The sequence below is a fragment of the Shinella sp. R2-11 genome, assembly GCF_055330205.1.
Map to the genome: position 1 here is coordinate 271,806 of NZ_JBVAPC010000001.1, position 15,438 is coordinate 287,243.

Annotated in this window: 14 protein-coding genes; 7 read left to right on the forward strand and 7 right to left on the reverse strand. The window is 65.6% G+C overall.

Going from position 1 to position 15,438, the window contains the following annotated elements; translation table 11 throughout:
• Nucleotide 1 precedes the first annotated feature (1 nt).
• The 4 genes from ACZ1A1_RS01360 (at nucleotide 2) to ACZ1A1_RS01375 (ending at nucleotide 3,261) form a co-directional block, all read left to right on the forward strand.
• Entirely contained in the window at nucleotides 2-496 is a 495-nt protein-coding gene (locus ACZ1A1_RS01360; RefSeq protein ID WP_463618440.1) for a chemotaxis protein CheW, read from the forward strand.
• Nucleotides 497-507: 11 nt separating this feature from the next.
• Entirely contained in the window at nucleotides 508-1,359 is an 852-nt protein-coding gene (locus ACZ1A1_RS01365) for a CheR family methyltransferase (protein WP_463618441.1), read from the forward strand.
• Nucleotides 1,359-2,447 (forward strand): protein-glutamate methylesterase/protein-glutamine glutaminase, encoded by a 1,089-nt coding sequence (locus tag ACZ1A1_RS01370; protein WP_463618442.1) that lies wholly within the window; start codon nucleotides 1,359-1,361, stop codon nucleotides 2,445-2,447. Before ACZ1A1_RS01365 ends, ACZ1A1_RS01370 begins: the two co-directional genes overlap by 1 nt.
• Before the next feature lie 106 nt (nucleotides 2,448-2,553).
• Nucleotides 2,554-3,261 (forward strand): AAA family ATPase, encoded by a 708-nt coding sequence (locus ACZ1A1_RS01375; RefSeq protein ID WP_463618443.1) that lies wholly within the window; start codon nucleotides 2,554-2,556, stop codon nucleotides 3,259-3,261.
• Between the two features lie 481 nt (nucleotides 3,262-3,742).
• Here the strand turns inward: ACZ1A1_RS01375 and ACZ1A1_RS01380 are convergent, their stop codons facing one another.
• On the reverse strand, nucleotides 3,743-3,889 hold the full coding sequence (locus tag ACZ1A1_RS01380; protein WP_463618444.1) for a DUF1127 domain-containing protein: 147 nt from the start codon (nucleotides 3,887-3,889) through the stop codon (nucleotides 3,743-3,745).
• A 166-nt stretch (nucleotides 3,890-4,055) separates the two neighbouring features.
• A complete protein-coding gene (locus ACZ1A1_RS01385) occupies nucleotides 4,056-5,192 on the reverse strand; it encodes an aminotransferase (protein WP_463618445.1) in 1,137 nt (378 codons plus the stop codon).
• Nucleotides 5,193-5,263: 71 nt separating this feature from the next.
• Between ACZ1A1_RS01385 and ACZ1A1_RS01390 the strand changes: the two genes are divergently transcribed.
• A complete protein-coding gene (locus tag ACZ1A1_RS01390; RefSeq protein ID WP_313192097.1) occupies nucleotides 5,264-5,821 on the forward strand; it encodes a helix-turn-helix domain-containing protein in 558 nt (185 codons plus the stop codon).
• A 140-nt stretch (nucleotides 5,822-5,961) separates the two neighbouring features.
• Nucleotides 5,962-8,523: a GcvT family protein gene (locus ACZ1A1_RS01395; RefSeq protein WP_463618446.1), complete on the forward strand. Its 2,562-nt coding sequence runs from the start codon at nucleotides 5,962-5,964 to the stop codon at nucleotides 8,521-8,523.
• Between the two features lie 188 nt (nucleotides 8,524-8,711).
• Here ACZ1A1_RS01395 and ACZ1A1_RS01400 read toward each other — a convergent pair whose 3' ends face one another.
• From ACZ1A1_RS01400 to ACZ1A1_RS01410, 3 genes are all read right to left on the reverse strand, one after another.
• Entirely contained in the window at nucleotides 8,712-9,905 is a 1,194-nt protein-coding gene (locus ACZ1A1_RS01400; protein ID WP_463618447.1) for an amidohydrolase family protein, read from the reverse strand.
• Nucleotides 9,906-9,990: 85 nt separating this feature from the next.
• Nucleotides 9,991-10,695, reverse strand: a complete 705-nt coding sequence (locus tag ACZ1A1_RS01405) for a L,D-transpeptidase (RefSeq protein WP_415214949.1) — start codon at nucleotides 10,693-10,695, stop codon at nucleotides 9,991-9,993.
• 14 nt (nucleotides 10,696-10,709) lie between these two features.
• Nucleotides 10,710-11,753 carry a hypothetical protein gene (locus tag ACZ1A1_RS01410; protein WP_463618448.1) on the reverse strand — a complete coding sequence of 348 codons (1,044 nt, stop codon included), beginning with the start codon at nucleotides 11,751-11,753 and terminating at the stop codon, nucleotides 10,710-10,712.
• A 340-nt stretch (nucleotides 11,754-12,093) separates the two neighbouring features.
• On the opposite strand from ACZ1A1_RS01410, the gene ACZ1A1_RS01415 reads away from it, so the two are divergent.
• Nucleotides 12,094-12,510 (forward strand): MerR family transcriptional regulator, encoded by a 417-nt coding sequence (locus ACZ1A1_RS01415; protein ID WP_313192093.1) that lies wholly within the window; start codon nucleotides 12,094-12,096, stop codon nucleotides 12,508-12,510.
• Here the strand turns inward: ACZ1A1_RS01415 and ACZ1A1_RS01420 are convergent.
• Entirely contained in the window at nucleotides 12,507-13,073 is a 567-nt protein-coding gene (locus tag ACZ1A1_RS01420) for an SCO family protein (RefSeq protein ID WP_463618449.1), read from the reverse strand. The two genes, ACZ1A1_RS01415 and ACZ1A1_RS01420, sit on opposite strands and share 4 nt — an antisense overlap.
• Entirely contained in the window at nucleotides 13,070-15,343 is a 2,274-nt protein-coding gene (locus ACZ1A1_RS01425; RefSeq protein WP_463618450.1) for a heavy metal translocating P-type ATPase, read from the reverse strand. Before ACZ1A1_RS01425 ends, ACZ1A1_RS01420 begins: the two co-directional genes overlap by 4 nt.
• Between the last annotated feature and the right edge of the window lie 95 nt (nucleotides 15,344-15,438).

The following is a 15,438-nucleotide window of genomic DNA, read 5'->3' on the forward strand; positions in this document are numbered from 1 at the left end:
CATGGCCGGCACGTCCTCGGAATCCCAGTACGTCACCTTCTCCCTCGACAACGAGGTCTTCGCGGTCCCCGTCTCGGTGGTCCGGGAAATCCTCGACCATGAGGAGGCCTTCAGGATCCCGCATGGGCCGGACTACTTGCTGGGGCTCCGGGACGTGCGCGGCCAGGGCGTGCCGGTCATCGATCTTCGTCTGCGTCTCGGCATGACGAAGACGGAGAGGACGCCGCACACGCGCGCCCTCGTGCTCGACGTGCCGATCGGCGAGAAGACCCTGACGCTCGGCCTCGTCGCCGACCGCGTCTACGAGGTCATTCCCTTCCGCGACGAGGAGATCGAGGGCGCGCCGGACATCGGCGTGCGCTGGCCCTCCGATTACATTGCCGGCGTCGTGCGCCGCGACGGCGGCTTCGTCGTCATCGTCGATCTCGCCCGCCTCTTCTCCGGCGCGGAAGTGGCGATGATGGGAACGGCGAACCGCCTCGCCGCGACGGCATAAGGGAGACGGGCGTGGGAGCAGCAGTGCGGGCGCAGGCGGGCGAAGACGGCTTGAGCAGCCGGAATTTCGAGGCCCTGTCGCGCTATATCTACGACTACAGCGGCATCAAGATGCCGATCACCAAGCTGACGATGCTGGAGGGCCGCCTGCGGCGGCGCCTGCGGGCCACCGGCATCCCCAGCTTCAACGCCTATTGCGACTATCTCTTCAAGCATGGCGGCATCGAGAAGGAAGCGATCTTCCTGATCGACGCGGTGACGACCAACAAGACGGACTTCTTCCGCGAGCCGAAGCATTTCGAATTCATGGAGCGGGCCGGCCTGCCGGAGCTGGTCGCGGCCGGGCACAAGCGGCTGCGCCTGTGGAGCGCCGCCTGCTCGATCGGCGCCGAGCCCTATACGATGGCGATGGTCATGCAGGATTTTGCCGAAAGCACGCCTGGCATCGACTACCGCATCCTCGCGACGGACCTTTCGACCGACGTGCTGGCCGCCGCCCGCCGCGGCGTCTATCCGCGCGACATGGTCCAGCCCGTGCCGGCCGATCTCCAGCGGCGCCACGTGATGGTCTCGCGCGATGCCGCGCGCGGCGAGGTGCGCATCCATCCGCGCCTGCGCTCGACCATCGGCTTTGCCCGCATGAACCTCATGGACAACGCCTACAAGGTGGGCGAGCCGATGCACATGATCTTCTGCCGCAACGTGCTGATCTACTTCGACAAGCCGACGCAGGCGAAGGTGCTGACACGGCTTTGCGACTGCCTGGTGCCCGGCGGTTTCCTCTATGTGGGCCATTCCGAAACGGTCACCGGCATTCCCCTGCCGGTGCGCCAGGTCGCCAACACGGTTTTCAAGAAGATCTGATGCCCCTTCCGGCCAAGAAAATCCGCGTTCTCATCATCGACGACTCGGCGAGCGTGCGCCAGGCGCTGACCCGTGTGCTAGAAGAGGACCCCGAGATCGAGGTGATGGGGGCCGCATCCGACCCCTTCATGGCGGCGAAGAAGATCCAGGAGGAGCTGCCCGACGTCATCACGCTCGACGTGGAAATGCCGCGCATGGACGGCATCACCTTCCTGCGCAAGATCATGTCGCAGCGGCCGATCCCCGTCGTCATGTGCTCCTCGCTGACGGAAGAGGGCTCCGAGACGCTGATGCAGGCGCTGGAGGCCGGTGCCGTCGACATCATCCTCAAGCCGAAGATCGGCGCGGCCGACCATCTTGCCGAATCCGGCACGCGCATCCGCGAGGCGGTCAAGGGCGCGGCCGTCGCCCGGCTCGGCACGAACCGGCGCAGCGCCGCGGCAAGCGGCCCCACGGCCAAGCTCACCGCCGATGCCGTGCTGCCGCCACCCTCCGGCCGGGCCATGGCCAAGACGACGGAAATGGTGGCCTGCATCGGCGCCTCGACCGGCGGCACGGAGGCGCTGCGCGTGCTGCTCGAACAGCTGCCGGCAAATTCGCCGGGCATCGTCATCGTCCAGCACATGCCGGAAAAATTCACCGCCGCCTTCGCCAAGCGGCTGAACAGCCTTTGCGAGGTGGAGGTCAAGGAGGCGGTGCATGGCGATCCCGTGCTGCGCGGCCATGTGCTGATCGCCCCCGGCGACCGCCACATGATGCTGGAGCGGCAGGGTGCGCGCTACCATGTCGCGGTGCGCGAAGGCCCCCTCGTCTCCCGCCACCGGCCGTCCGTCGACGTGCTCTTCCGCTCGGCGGCCCGCGCGGCGGGCGCCAACGCCATGGGCGTCATCATGACCGGCATGGGCGACGACGGCGCGCGCGGCATGGCCGAGATGCACCAGGCGGGCGCCTATACCGTTGCGCAGGACGAGGCGTCCTCCATCGTCTTCGGCATGCCGAAGGAGGCGATCGCCCATGGCGGGGTCGACAGGGTCCTGCCGCTCGACCAGATCGCCCGCGAAATCCTCGCGGCGGACCGGCGCAGATAGGGCATTTTCATCCGCCATTAACCATGATGGGCGAGAGTGGCGAAGCACCATGCGAAGGTGCGTGCCCGAGCGATGACCGGCTCAAGGAACCGATCCGGAGAGGCCCATGCCCGTCATCACCTTCGCCAATACCAAGGGCGGCGCCGGCAAGACGACAGCGGTGCTGCTGCTCGCCACAGAGCTTGCCCGCCTCGGCTTCAGCGTCTCGGTGCTCGACGCCGATCCGCAGCACTGGATCACCCGCTGGCACGAGACATCGGAAAGCCTGCTCGGCAACCGCCTGACCGTGGTGCCCTACGTCACCATGAACTCGATCGACCGGCAGCTTGCCGAGGAGAAGGCCCGCGCCGATTTCGTGCTGATCGACCTGCCCGGCTCGCGCTCCTCGCTGCTCGCCAAGGCGGTCGGCCATGCCGACTATGTGCTGATCCCCGTGCAGGGCTCGGCCATGGATGCCCAGGGCGGCGCCAATGTCATCGAGCTCCTGCAATATCTCGAGGACAAGGCCGATATCCGCATCCGCCACTCCGTCGTGCTGACGCGCGTCAACTCGATGGTGACGACGCGCGCGATGAACGCCGTCAAGGACCTGCTCGCCGCCCGCCGCGTGCACCTCCTTGAGACGCCCATCATCGAACGCTCCGCCTTCCGCGACATGTTCGGCTGCGGCGGCACGCTCTATTCGATGGATGCGCGCCGCGTCAGCAATCTCGACAAGGCCCAGGAAAACGCCCGCGCGCTGGCGCTGGAAGTGCTGCAGCAGATTCCCGCCGCGCGACATGCCGGCATTCCGGGCCTTCGTAACGTCGCCTGAAGCGCCGATTGCAATTTCATGACTCTCCCCGCCGTCATGCTCAGACATGACGTTGGCCTATCGTGATAGCACACCGGTCAAGCCCGGCCCGCCATCGCTCGATCTGCTCTTTTGAGAAAACAAAGGTCCAGAAGCGGAAAAGCCTGCCGCGGGAGGAGGTGCGGCAGGCTTTCCGATAGAACCGAATGACGACTGGGAGGAGGAGTGTCGTCATTCCCGCAGTCGGCCTTGGGAGGAGGAGTAGGCCTTCTGCATCCATCGAAGCTTCGTGGGAGGAGGTACGTTGCTTCGATAAGTGTGACTATATCCGATTCCTGATCATTTCATAGGCATTGTTTTGCAATGCAGCTATGCGTTATGCGCGTAACGTATATCTCAATTCCGTTGAATTAAGCCTCGCCGGGGCGATTCGTTCGCACATGCAAAAACGCCCGCCGGAGGGGCGGGCGTCTTCGAAATTCCGCCTTGCGGCGCGCGTCGGTCAGAAGCCGACGGCAGCGCGGGCGACAGACTTGATTTCGGAACGCTCGATGCCGAGGTCGCGCAGTTCGCGAGCGGACATGCGGTCGAGTTCGTTGATGGTCTGACGGTACTTGCGCCAATTGTTGAAGGAACGTGCCATGTTCATGATGATCCCCTTTCCGAGGGTTCTCTGTTCGGCACCAGTCCGTGGCGCCGCGTCTTTCGATGGCCGCGTTATAGCGCCATGCTGCGCTGCGGAACAGCGCGAAGCTGGCACGTCACCCATGCAATGGATGCATGGGTGAGTAAGCTTTCATTAACGAAGCAGATGGCTAAGCGGCGCGCGCGGCCTGCTCCTCGCGAAGGAAGGCGGTGAAGCGCTTCAGGCCTTCGCGCAGGATGGCCTCGCCATTGGCGTAACCGATGCGAAGATAGCCTTCCATGTCCATGGCGCTGCCGGGCGTCAGCATGACGCCGGTGCGCTCCAGCAGTCTGGTGCAGAAAGCCTCGGAGGTGAGCGGAAGGTCGTATTTCAGGAGCGCGGTCGTGCCGGATTTCGGCTTCACCCAGGAAATCAGCGGCTCGCCCTCCACCCATTCGGCAAGGATGGCAAGGTTGCGCCGGGTGATCTCGTGGCTGCGGGCGAGGATCCTGTCGCGGTTTTCCAGGGCGATGGCGGCGAAATGGTCGTCCAGCATGCCGACGCTGATCGTGTTGTAGTCGCGGTGGATGGAGACCTTGTGAAGCAGCGCCTTCGGCCCGGCGATCCAGCCGAGGCGCAGGCCGGCCAGCGAATAGGTCTTCGACATGCTGCCGGTGCTGATGCCCTTTTCATAGAGATCGGCGATGGAGGCCGTCATGCCGTCGCCTTCCTGGTCCGTGCCGCGATAGACCTCGTCGCAGAGGATCCAGGCGCCGCAGCCGCGCGCGATCTCGACGACCTGGAGCAGGAAATCGCGGTCCATCAGCGAACCGGTCGGATTGTTGGGGTTGTTGAGGCAGATGAGCTTCGTGCCGGGCGTGGCGAGGCGGCGCAGCTCGGCAAGGTCCGGCAGGAAGCCGTGCCCGGGCGTCAGCTTGAGGATGCCGACATCCGCCCCGAAGCTTTCGGGGATCGAATAGTGCTGCTGGTAGGTGGGCAGGACCGAGACGACGCGGTCGCCGGGCTCCACCAGCGTCTCGTGCACCAGTGCATTGGCGCCGATCGCGCCGTGGGTAACGACGACATTCTCGATCGCCTGCGTCTCGTAGAGGCCGGCAATCAGCCCGCGCAGCCGGTCGCTGCCCTCGATCGCGCCATAGGTGAGCTTCATCGGCAGCAGCTCGGACAGGATGTCGTCGCGCTTGCCGGCCATGTCGAGCAGCTCGGCGACCGTCAGCGATTCGACGCAGGTTTCCGCAAGATTGAGCTCGCAATGGTTCTCATAGCGGTTCATCCATATCTCGACACCGAAATCGCGTATCTTCATGACCGGGGCCTTTCGAGTTAGAAAGCGCAATGCGGGCAGCAGCCCTTCGACACGAACGATAGAGCAGTATATTGCACAGTCAAGAACGCAGTGACGTCCTCGCCCATGTCTCGGGCAACCTGCGCCGGCTCAGGCAGGCGGCGGGCCTCAGCCAGGCGGCCCTGGCGGAAGCCTCCGGCATCAGCCGCCGCATGATCGTGGCGCTCGAAGGGGGCGATGCCAATATCAGCCTTTCGAGCCTCGACAAGCTGGCGGCCGCGATGGGCGTCGGCTTCGTCGATCTGGTGCGCGACCCGGCGCGTGCGCCATCCGCCGAGATCAACGAGGTGACGTGGCGGGGGAAACATGCCGAAAGCACCGCCGTCCTGCTCGGCTCCGCGCCGGCGACGGTCGAGGCGCAGATGTGGCTCTGGTCGCTCGGTCCCGGCGAGCACTACGAGGCCGAGCCGGACCCGGAGGGTTGGCACGAGATGGTGTTCGTCACCGAGGGAACGCTCCGGCTCACGCTTTCCGGCGCGGCGAAGGATCATCCGGCCGGCAGCTTCGCCGTCTACCGCACGGACCGCAGCTATGCCTATGCCAATCCCGGCGACACGCCCGTGCGCTTCGTGCGCAACGTGATCGCCTGAATCCCGGCCGGTGCCGCGCGGCTTGGGGGTGCTGCATTTGGCGACTGTCGGAACTGGTCGCTGGCGAGTCGCAGACAGGCTGCAACGACACCGGACGAGGCCCTAAGATCGTCCCCAATTTCTCATCGGGGTCTATGAGCATGGCAGAGTTTCCGCAACAGGCGAAGGTCGTCATCATCGGTTTGGGTGGCATCGTGGGCGCGTCCATCGCCCATCATCTCATCGAGCGCGGCTGGGACGATATCGTGGGCATCGACAAGTCGGGCATTCCGACGGACATCGGTTCGACGGCGCATGCCTCGGACTTCTGCTACACGACCAGCCACGACTACCTCTCGGTCTGGACGACCCAGTATTCCATCGATTTCTACGAGAAGATGGGCCATTACGCGCGCATCGGCGGCCTTGAAGTTGCCCGCACCGGCGACGATGCCTGGATGGAGGAGATCAAGCGCAAGCTTTCCTCCGCGCGGGCCTTCGGTACGCGCGCCCGCTCGGTCTCGCCCTCCGAGATCAAGCAGATGTTCCCGCTGATCGAGGAGGACCAGGTGCAGGGCGGCCTGTTCGATCCCGATGCCGGCCTCGTCATCCCGCGCTCTCAGACGGTCGCCGGCAAGCTGGTCGATGCCGCCGAGAAGTCCGGCAAGCTGCAGGTCTACGGCAACACGCCGGCCACCGCGCTCATCGTCGAGAAGGGCCGCATCAAGGGTGTCGTCACCCATCGCGGCACGATCATGGCCGACCATGTCATCGTCTGCGCCGGCATCTGGGGCCGCCTGATCGCCGAGATGGTCGGCGAGGACCTGCCGGTCATGCCGGTCGACCATCCGCTGACCTTCTTCGGCCCGTATAACGAGTTCGAGGGCACCGGCAAGGAGATCGGCTTCCCGCTTCTGCGCGACCAGGGCAACTCCGCCTATATGCGCGACACGGGCGACCCGAAGACCACCGAGGGCGGCCAGATCGAATGGGGCTATTACGAGACCACCAACCCGCGCCTCTGCCATCCGCGCGACATCCTCGAAAAGCACGAGGCGCGCCTGTCGCCCTCGCAGCGCGACCTCGACATGGAGCAGATCCTCGAGCCGCTTGAAAAGGCCATGGAACTGACGCCGATCCTCGGCGAACTCGGCTACAATGAAGGCCACTCCTTCAATGGCCTGCTGCAGGTCTCCGCCGCCGGCGGCCCGTCCTGCGGCGAGAGCCAGAAGGTGCGGGGCCTGTGGTACTGCGTCGCCATCTGGGTCAAGGACGGCCCCGGCTACGGCAAGCTGATCGCCGACTGGATGACGGACGGCCGCACCGAGATCGACCACAACTCCATCGACTATTCGCGCTTCTACCCGCACCAGCTGGAAGAGAAGTTCATCGAGGGCCGCACCTACGAGGCCGCCCAGAAGATCTACTTCCCGGCCGTGCACAACCGCGAGCCCTATGCCTCGGGCCGCGGCGTCAAGCGCTCGCCCTTCTACGAGCGCGAGGTGGAGCTCGGCGGCTACTTCATGGAACTCGGCGGCTGGGAGCGCGCGCACGGCTATAAGGCCAACGAGCACCTTCTGGAAAAATACGGCGACCGCGTGCCGGTACGCGAGAACGAATGGGACAGCCGCCACTTCTGGCGCGTCTCCAATGCCGAGCACCTGGCGCTGAGCGAGGATTGCGGCATCATCAACCTCTCGCACTTCCACATGGTCGACATCGAAGGCCCGGACCATGTCGAGCTGCTCGAATGGCTCTGCGCGGCCAAGATCGGCGGCGACGGCAATATCGGCAAGGGCATCTATACCCACTTCCTCGACGACGAGGGCATGGTGCGCGCCGACTTCACGGTCTTCCGCATGGCCGACCGCTGCCGCCTCGTCAACGGCGCCGATGCCGGCCCGCGCGACTTCCACTACATGAAGCGCGTCGCCGAGGATCGCGGCCTCGACGTCACCATCACCGACACGTCGGAGAAGTACATCACCATCGGCATCTGGGGGCCGAATGCCCGCGAGAACCTGAAGAAGGTGGTCGCCGATCCGGACGGCCTCAACGTCGAGAACTTCCCCTTCGCGGCCATCAAGCAGATCGAGATCGCCGGCAAGCCGGTCACCGCCTTCCGCATCTCCTATGTCGGCGAGCAGGGCTGGGAACTGCACATGAAGTACGAGGACGGCCTTGCCGTCTGGGATGCGCTACGCTCCACCGGCGTCATGGCGGTGGGCGTCGAGACCTATGCCAACTCGCGCCGCATGGAAAAGAGCCTGCGCCTCCAGAACGCCGACCTTCTCACCCAGTACAACCTCATCGAGGCCGACCTTGCCCGTCCGAAGGTCAAGGAAGCCGATTTCCGCGGCAAGGCGAAGCATCTGGAATACAAGGCGCGCGACCACCAGCCCGCCATGCTCTGCACGCTCGTCATGACCGAGAACACGGACAGCAACGGCGTCAAGCGCTACCCGCTCGGCAACCTGCCGGTCGTCGATCCCGCCACCGGCGAGGTGCTGGTCGACGAACTCGGCCGCCGCTCCTACACGACCTCCATCGCCTTCGGCCCGACCATCGGCAAGAACATCGCCCTCGCCTACCTGCCGCACGCCTATTGCCAGGAAGGCCGCAAGCTCGCCATCGAATATTTCGACGAGCGCTACCCGGTCGAGGTGGTGAGCATCGGCTACAAGCCGCTATACGATCCCGAGAACCTGAAGCCGCGCACGTAAGCGGGTTCGGACCAGACGAAAGGGCGTGCCGGTGGAAGCCGGCACGCCCTTTTTCTTTGCGAAGGCATTCGCCGCCCGATTACTTCAAGCACGCCCTCTCCTTCGTTACCCTCGGCCTTGAGCCGAGGCTCCATGCCGTACCCGGAGCGTGGATGATCGGGTCAGGCCCGACCATGACGGAGGAGAGGTTATCGCACCACCGCCCCGTTCTCCGCCACGAGCCGACCTTCCTTGAAGACCCGCCGGCCCTTCGGCACCGCCACCACCGCTTCCGGCACATGTTCGGCGGCGAGCGTCACGAAGTCGGCCTTGGCGCCCAGCGCGATGCCGTAGCCTTCGAGGCCGAGGGCCTTGGCGCCCGCGGTGGTGACGACGTCGAAGGCGGCGGCGAGCTCATCGTCCGTGTAGAAGCCGGAACGGTAGCCGATCATCATGGCGCGGCCGAGCATGTCGCCATCGCCATAGGGCCACCAGGAATCGCGGATATTGTCGCTGCCGGCAAAGACGTTGACGCCCTCGCCGCGCAACAGCGCGACCGGCGGGAAGGCATGGTCGCCGGGGGCGTTGGTCATGATGGAGACGCCGGCGGCCGCGATCCTCGCGCCGATGCGGCGAGCGGCGTCCCGGTCGAGATTGCCGAGGCCGTAGGCGTGGCTGATCGCGACCTTGTGCTGCATGCCGAGTGCCACCGTGCGCGCGCAGATCTCCTCCACCGTGAAGACGCCGAGCGTGCCGAAATCGTGGAGATGGATATCGACCCCGACGCCATGCTTTTCCGCGACGCCGAAGACGACGTCCAGATGGCCCTGAAGATCACGGTCGAAGCTCGCCGGATCGAGGCCGCCGACGAGATCGGCGCCCATGGCGATGGCCTCGTCCAGAAGCTCCGGCGTGCCGGGGCTTTTCAGGATGCCGCTCTGCGGGAAGGCGACGAGCTGGATGTCGATGATGCCGCGATATTCCTCGCGGACCTTCAGGATCGTCTCCAGCGACTTCAGCCCGACGGAGCCGTCGACCATGACATGGCTGCGCATCTGGAGCGAGCCGTTGGCGACGCAAAGTTCGAGCTGGTTGCGGGTGCGCTCGTCCATCGGCGCGGCCCGCGCCATGTTCTCGGCCTGGAAGGCGACGCGCTCATGCACGTCGAAGCCGTTGGTGCAGGGTTTGTGGGGAAACCACCTGTCGCCGTAGAAGCTCGTATCGAGATGGATATGGCCCTCGACGAAGGCCGGCACCAGCAGCCCGCCGGCAATGTCGATCCTCCGCGCCGCGTCCGACTTCGCGCCAGCCGGCGCTATCGAGACGACGCGCCCGTGCACGACGCCGATATCCTTCAGCGAACCCTCGGCCAGCCTCGCATTGGTGAAAAGGGTTTCCGTCATCTCGCGTCTCCATCATGCGCGACCGGGCCTGCCCGCAAGGAGGCAAACCTTATTGCACACAATAAGACGCGAAAATCGTATACAGTCAATAGGCAGCGGCAACGGCCGGCGAACCGAGCACCACGATGGGCGTTCCGTTCTGCACGCGATTGTAAAGGTCGACGACATCCTGGTTCATCATGCGCACGCAGCCGGACGAGACGGACTTGCCGATGGTCCACCATTCCGGCGAGCCGTGGATGCGGTAGAGCGTATCCTCGCCGTCGCGGAAGATATAGAGCGCGCGGGCGCCGAGCGGGTTCTTGAGGCCGGGCTCCATGCCGCCGTTGCGGGAGCTGTAGGGCTCCAGCTCCGGCTGGCGGCCGATCATCTCGTCCGGCGGCGTCCAGCGCGGCCATTCGCGCTTGTACTGGATGACGCCGCGGCCGGCCCATTCGAAACCGGCGCGGCCGAGGCCGACGCCGTAGCGCATGGCCTGCCCGTCCTCGTAGGTGAGGTAGAGGAAATGGTTCGCGGTATCGACGACGATCACGCCGGGGCGCTCGCCGGTGGGGTTCGGCACCATCTGGCGATAGAAGCGCGGATCGATCTTCTGGTAGGGAATGGCCGGCAGCGGGAACTGCTCGTCGGGCTTCGGCCCGTACATGGCGGCGTAGATGCTGGTATCGACCGGCTCGGGCTCGATGGCGACCCTTTCGCGCACCGGCGTCGTGCAGCCGGCCAGGATCGTGGTTGCAAGTCCAGCGCTGCCGAGCAGGAAGGACCGGCGGGTAACGCTTTCACCAGTCAACGGAGATCCTCACATCAATCGTCATAGGGGTCGGCCAGCGCGGCTTCGGGCCGGCTGACCGGGTATTTCGTGCGCGAGATGCGGGCGGCCATGCCCTTCGCACCCTGCTGCTTCAGGAGCGAGCGGAAGCTCGGATGCATCCCGCCGTCCACATAGGCGAAGCTCGAAACCGGTGTGGCGTTCACGAAAGCCGCATCCAGCTTCCTTTGTTCCGCGCCGATCTTCGCCATCACGTCGGACGGTGCGCCGTCGACCGTCGCCGGGCATGCCGCCAGCGGATCGGACGGCTCGCCATCGACGAATTCCTTGTTGAAGACGTAGCGGCCGCCGCAAATGGAGACCTTCGGCTGGCGCTTGGTGAAGGCGAAGGCGTCGTAGCCTTCCTTCAGCGTGCGCCAGAAGGGCATGTTCGGGTCGCCCTTGTGCTTGGCCATGTTCTCCGTGGTCATGCGGAAGGGATAGGCCTGTACCTGGAAGCGGTCCTGCCCACTCTCCAGCGCCTTCTGCACGATGGCGTAGATCTCGCCGACGCCCTGGTCGGTCATGGCATAGCAGCCGGAGGAGGAGCAGGCGCCATGCACCATCAGCGCCTCGCCCGAATAGCCGAGCGCCGATTCCAGCCTGTTCGGATAGCCGAGGTTGAACGAGACGTAATATTGCGAGTTCGGGTTCAGCATGCCCGCGGAAACATGGTAAAAACCCTCCGGCGCCTGGCGGTCGCCGCTCTTCGTCTTCGGGCCGAGCTTGCCGGACCAGCGGCACATCGGATAGGTCTTGAAGAGCGCATATCTGCCGCTCGCATCGACCTTCCAGACCTCCAGCTCGCTTTCCTGCTTGAAGATGCGCACGAGCACGGGGCTCTCCGGCTTCATCTTCCTCGCCGCCATCTCGGCCTTCACCTTGCTGGACAGCTTGGGCGCCTCGGCGAGCGAGGCGACGTCCATCGCCATGCAGCCGGCAAGCAGCCCGCCGGCCACAGCGGCGGCGGCAAGCCGGGCGAAGAGCGAAAGACGCGAACGGGAGGTCTCACGGGAAGGGCGGTGGCGAAGCGCAAACATGGGTCGTTTTCGTTGTTCGGGATTCGTGGCACGCCGCATCGGGCGCGGCGCATCTCGATACCAGAGTCCAAGCGATTGCTTAGAACTTCGTTAATCTTGTGGCCTGCATCGGCCCGGACGCGGCGTCATGCCCCGGTTCTTCGCCCCGAATCTGGGGCTTTCAGCCTGGCCGAGCTTAAACCCCCAGGCCGCCTTTGCTTCAAGACCAGCTTTGCGGCTTTCTTTCGGCCGACAATCACGACGCGAACAAAATATCGTCATCGGCCCGCCGGGAGAAAACTTGATTTGCCGGACCCCACGGCACATCTCTTGGCAAGATTCACTTCATGAGGCCAAGGCCATGCTGACGATCGGCGATCTTTCCAGGGAAACGGGCGTCAAGGTTCCGACCATCCGCTACTATGAGCAGATGGGCCTGCTTTCCCATGCCGAACGGTCGGAAGGCAACCAGCGGCGCTATTCCAGCGAGGAGCGCGACCGGCTCGCCTTCATCCGCCATGCGCGCGACCTCGGCCTCACCATCGATGCGATCCGCGAGCTGATCGAGCTCAGCCAGCATCCCGAGCGCCCCTGCCGCGACGCCGACCGCATCGCCGCCGAGCAGCTTGCGACCGTCCGGCGCAAGATCGCCCGCCTCCAGAAGCTGGAGGCCGAACTGCAGCGCATCACCAGCCACAACCATTCCGACCAGATCAGCGACTGCTACGTCATCCGCGCGCTGGCCAATCACGACCTCTGCGCCGACGATCACGACTAGGACGCGGCAAGCAGCCTCAGTTTCTGCAATCGGGTTTCGCGCGGCTCATGCATGTCGAGCATGCCTTGCAGGCGCCCGTCCGCGCGGACGAGGAAGAGCCCGGCCGTGTGCTCCATCGTGTAGCTGTCGGAGGCGGTCGGCACCTTCCGGTAGAAGGCCGAGAACGCATCCGCCGCCGCCTTCATCTGCAAGGCGTCGCCGCGCAGCGCGATGATCCGCGGATCGAAGGCGGTCATGTAGAGCTTCAGGAGGGCCGCCGTGTCACGCTCGGGGTCGATGGACACGAAGAGCAGCGTGATGCGATCCGCCGCCGGGCCGATATCCTTCAGGAGCGCCGTCAGCTCGAAGAGCGTGGTGGGGCAGACATCCGGGCAATGGGTGAAGCCGAAGAAGACGAGATAGGGATTTCCTGCAAGATCGGCCGAGCGGAAGGAGTTTCCGTCGACCGTCTGCAGGGTGAAGGCGCGTTGTTTCGGCCGGCCAACGCGCGGCATGAGGGCCGCAGCCGTCGCTCCAATGATCGCGGCTCCGATGGAAAGGCCGAAGAATGTCCTGCGCCTCATCCCTTGATGGGCCTCAGGAGGCGCAGGGCGTTCATCGTGACGAGCACGGTGGCGCCGGTATCGGCGAGGATCGCCGGCCAGAGGCCGGTGATGCCGACGATGGTGGTGACCAGGAAGACGCCCTTGAGGCCGAGCGCGATGACGATGTTCTGTGTGATGTTGCGCATGGTGCGCTTCGAGAGGTCCGTCATCAGCGCGACGTCGCCGACGCGGCCGTGCAGGATGGCGGCGTCCGCCGTTTCCAGCGCCACGTCCGTGCCGCCGCCCATGGCGATGCCGACATTGGCGGCGGCAAGCGCCGGGGCGTCGTTGATGCCGTCGCCGATCTTGCCGACGACGAAGCCGTCGCGCTGAAGCTCGCCGACGATGCGCTGCTTGTCCTCGGGCATCAGCTCGGCGCGCACCTCGATGCCGAGTTCGGCGCCGACGGCTTTCGCCGTGCGGGCATTGTCGCCGGTCAGCATGATCGTCTTGATGCCGGCATCGCGCAGGGTCTTCAGGCCGGCAGCAGCATCGGCGCGCGGCTCGTCGCGCATGGCGATGGCCCCGGCGAGAACACCGTCGACGATCAGCATGGAGACGGTCTTGCCGTCGTCGTTGAGCGCCGTAGTGGCGGCCTGCACCTCTTCGGAAATGATGACCCGCTCGGCGGCGGCCTTCGGCGAACCGAGGAAGATATCCCTGCCTTCGACGGTGGCGGTGACACCCTTGCCGCCCAGCGCACGCGAACCGCCAGCGGCCGGAAGGACGATGCCGTCCTCTGCGGCCTTGCCGAGAATGGCAAGCGCCAGCGGATGGCTGGAGCCGGCTTCCAGTGCGGCCGCGAGGCGCAGCACCTCTTCGGCCGGCTGCACGAAGGCGACCACGTCCGTGACCTTCGGCTTGCCCTCGGTGAGCGTGCCGGTCTTGTCGAAGGCGATGGCGGTGAGCTTGCCGAGGCCCTCCAGCACCGCGCCGCCCTTCATGAGCAGGCCGCGCCGCGCGCCGGCCGAAAGCGCGGCGGCGATGGCGGCGGGCGTCGAGATGACCAGCGCGCAGGGGCAGCCGATCAGGAGGACGGCGAGGCCCTTGTAGACCCATTCGCTCCAGACGCCGCCGAAAAGGAGCGGCGGGATGATCGCGACAAGCGCGGCGACGGCAACCACGCCGGGCGTGTAGTATTTGGAGAAGCGGTCGATGAAGCGCTCGGTCGGCGCCTTCGATTCCTGCGCCTCCTCGACCAGCTTGATGACGCGGGCGATGGTGTTGTCGGCCGCCGCGGCGGTGACCCGGACGCGCAGGGCCGCATCGCCGTTGACCGTACCGGCAAAGACCGTGTCGCCGGTCTCCTTGCGCACGGGCGTGCTCTCGCCGGTGACAGGGGCTTCGTCGATGGCGCTCTCGCCATCGACGATCGTGCCGTCGGCAGAGATGCGGTCGCCCGGGCGCACGAGGATGACCGCACCGACGGCGAGCGATTCCGCCGGTACTTCCTTCATGCGGCCCTCCCCTTCTTCCAGCAGTGCCGTCTTCGGCACGAGGGCGGAGAGCGAGCGGATGCTGTCGCGCGCCTTGCCGGCGGCGACGCCTTCCAGCAGTTCGCCGACGAGGAAGAGGAAGACGACGGCCGCCGCCTCCTCCGTCGCATTGATGATCACCGCGCCGACGGCGGCGATGGTCATCAGCATCTCGATGGAAAAGGGCGTGCCGGCGAGCGCGGCCATGATGGCGCGCCGGGCGATCGGCACGAGGCCGACGGCCATGGCGACGACGAAGGCATAGGTCGCGATGGAGGGGAAGAGATGACCGACGCCATAGGCGATGACCAGCGCCGCGCCGGCGAGGATGGTGAGGCGGCCCTTCCTGCCCTTCCACCACGGGCCCTCCGAGGGGGCGTGATCGTGACCGTGCAGCCCTTCGATGGCCGCAGCCTTCGGCTTGTCACCGTGGTCGTGGCCGGCGTGGTCATGATCGTGCCCATGCGCGTGATCATCGCGGGGCCCATGGTCATGGTCGTGGCTGCTGCCGGGGCCGTGTTCGTGTTTACCGGCAGGCTTTTCCGCCGCAACAGCCGCGCCCGGCATCACCGTGTAGCCGAGGCCGGAAACCTTGCGGCGGATGGCGTCGAGATCGCTCGTCATATCGTGCTGCACGCGCATCGTGCCGGCGGTGACGGAAACGGAGACGTCCGCAACGCCCGGCATGCGGCGCACCGCCGTGTCGATCTTGCTGGCGCAGGAGGCGCAATCCATGCCCTCCACCCGGAACCGCGTCTCTTTCACATCCGACATCGCATCATCCTCTTTCGTCTCGTGAGGATGTTCTACGACCTCTAGCGACTAGAGGTGCAAGAGCCGATGCCGAAAATTTCCATCCAAGTACCGCA

Bases quoted from the DNA above. Each gene is read 5' to 3' on its own strand.
- ACZ1A1_RS01370 (WP_463618442.1), top strand. From the start codon at position 1,359: ATGCCCCTTCCGGCCAAGAAAATCCGCGTTCTCATCATCGACGACTCG.
- ACZ1A1_RS01395 (WP_463618446.1), top strand. From the start codon at position 5,962: ATGGCAGAGTTTCCGCAACAGGCGAAGGTCGTCATCATCGGTTTGGGT.
- ACZ1A1_RS01415 (WP_313192093.1), top strand. From the start codon at position 12,094: ATGCTGACGATCGGCGATCTTTCCAGGGAAACGGGCGTCAAGGTTCCG.
- ACZ1A1_RS01380 (WP_463618444.1), bottom strand. From the start codon at position 3,889: ATGAACATGGCACGTTCCTTCAACAATTGGCGCAAGTACCGTCAGACC.
- ACZ1A1_RS01410 (WP_463618448.1), bottom strand. From the start codon at position 11,753: ATGTTTGCGCTTCGCCACCGCCCTTCCCGTGAGACCTCCCGTTCGCGT.
- ACZ1A1_RS01375 (WP_463618443.1), top strand. From the start codon at position 2,554: ATGCCCGTCATCACCTTCGCCAATACCAAGGGCGGCGCCGGCAAGACG.
- ACZ1A1_RS01420 (WP_463618449.1), bottom strand. From the start codon at position 13,073: ATGAGGCGCAGGACATTCTTCGGCCTTTCCATCGGAGCCGCGATCATT.
- ACZ1A1_RS01400 (WP_463618447.1), bottom strand. From the start codon at position 9,905: ATGACGGAAACCCTTTTCACCAATGCGAGGCTGGCCGAGGGTTCGCTG.
- ACZ1A1_RS01425 (WP_463618450.1), bottom strand. From the start codon at position 15,343: ATGTCGGATGTGAAAGAGACGCGGTTCCGGGTGGAGGGCATGGATTGC.
- ACZ1A1_RS01385 (WP_463618445.1), bottom strand. From the start codon at position 5,192: ATGAAGATACGCGATTTCGGTGTCGAGATATGGATGAACCGCTATGAG.
- ACZ1A1_RS01360 (WP_463618440.1), top strand. From the start codon at position 2: ATGGCCGGCACGTCCTCGGAATCCCAGTACGTCACCTTCTCCCTCGAC.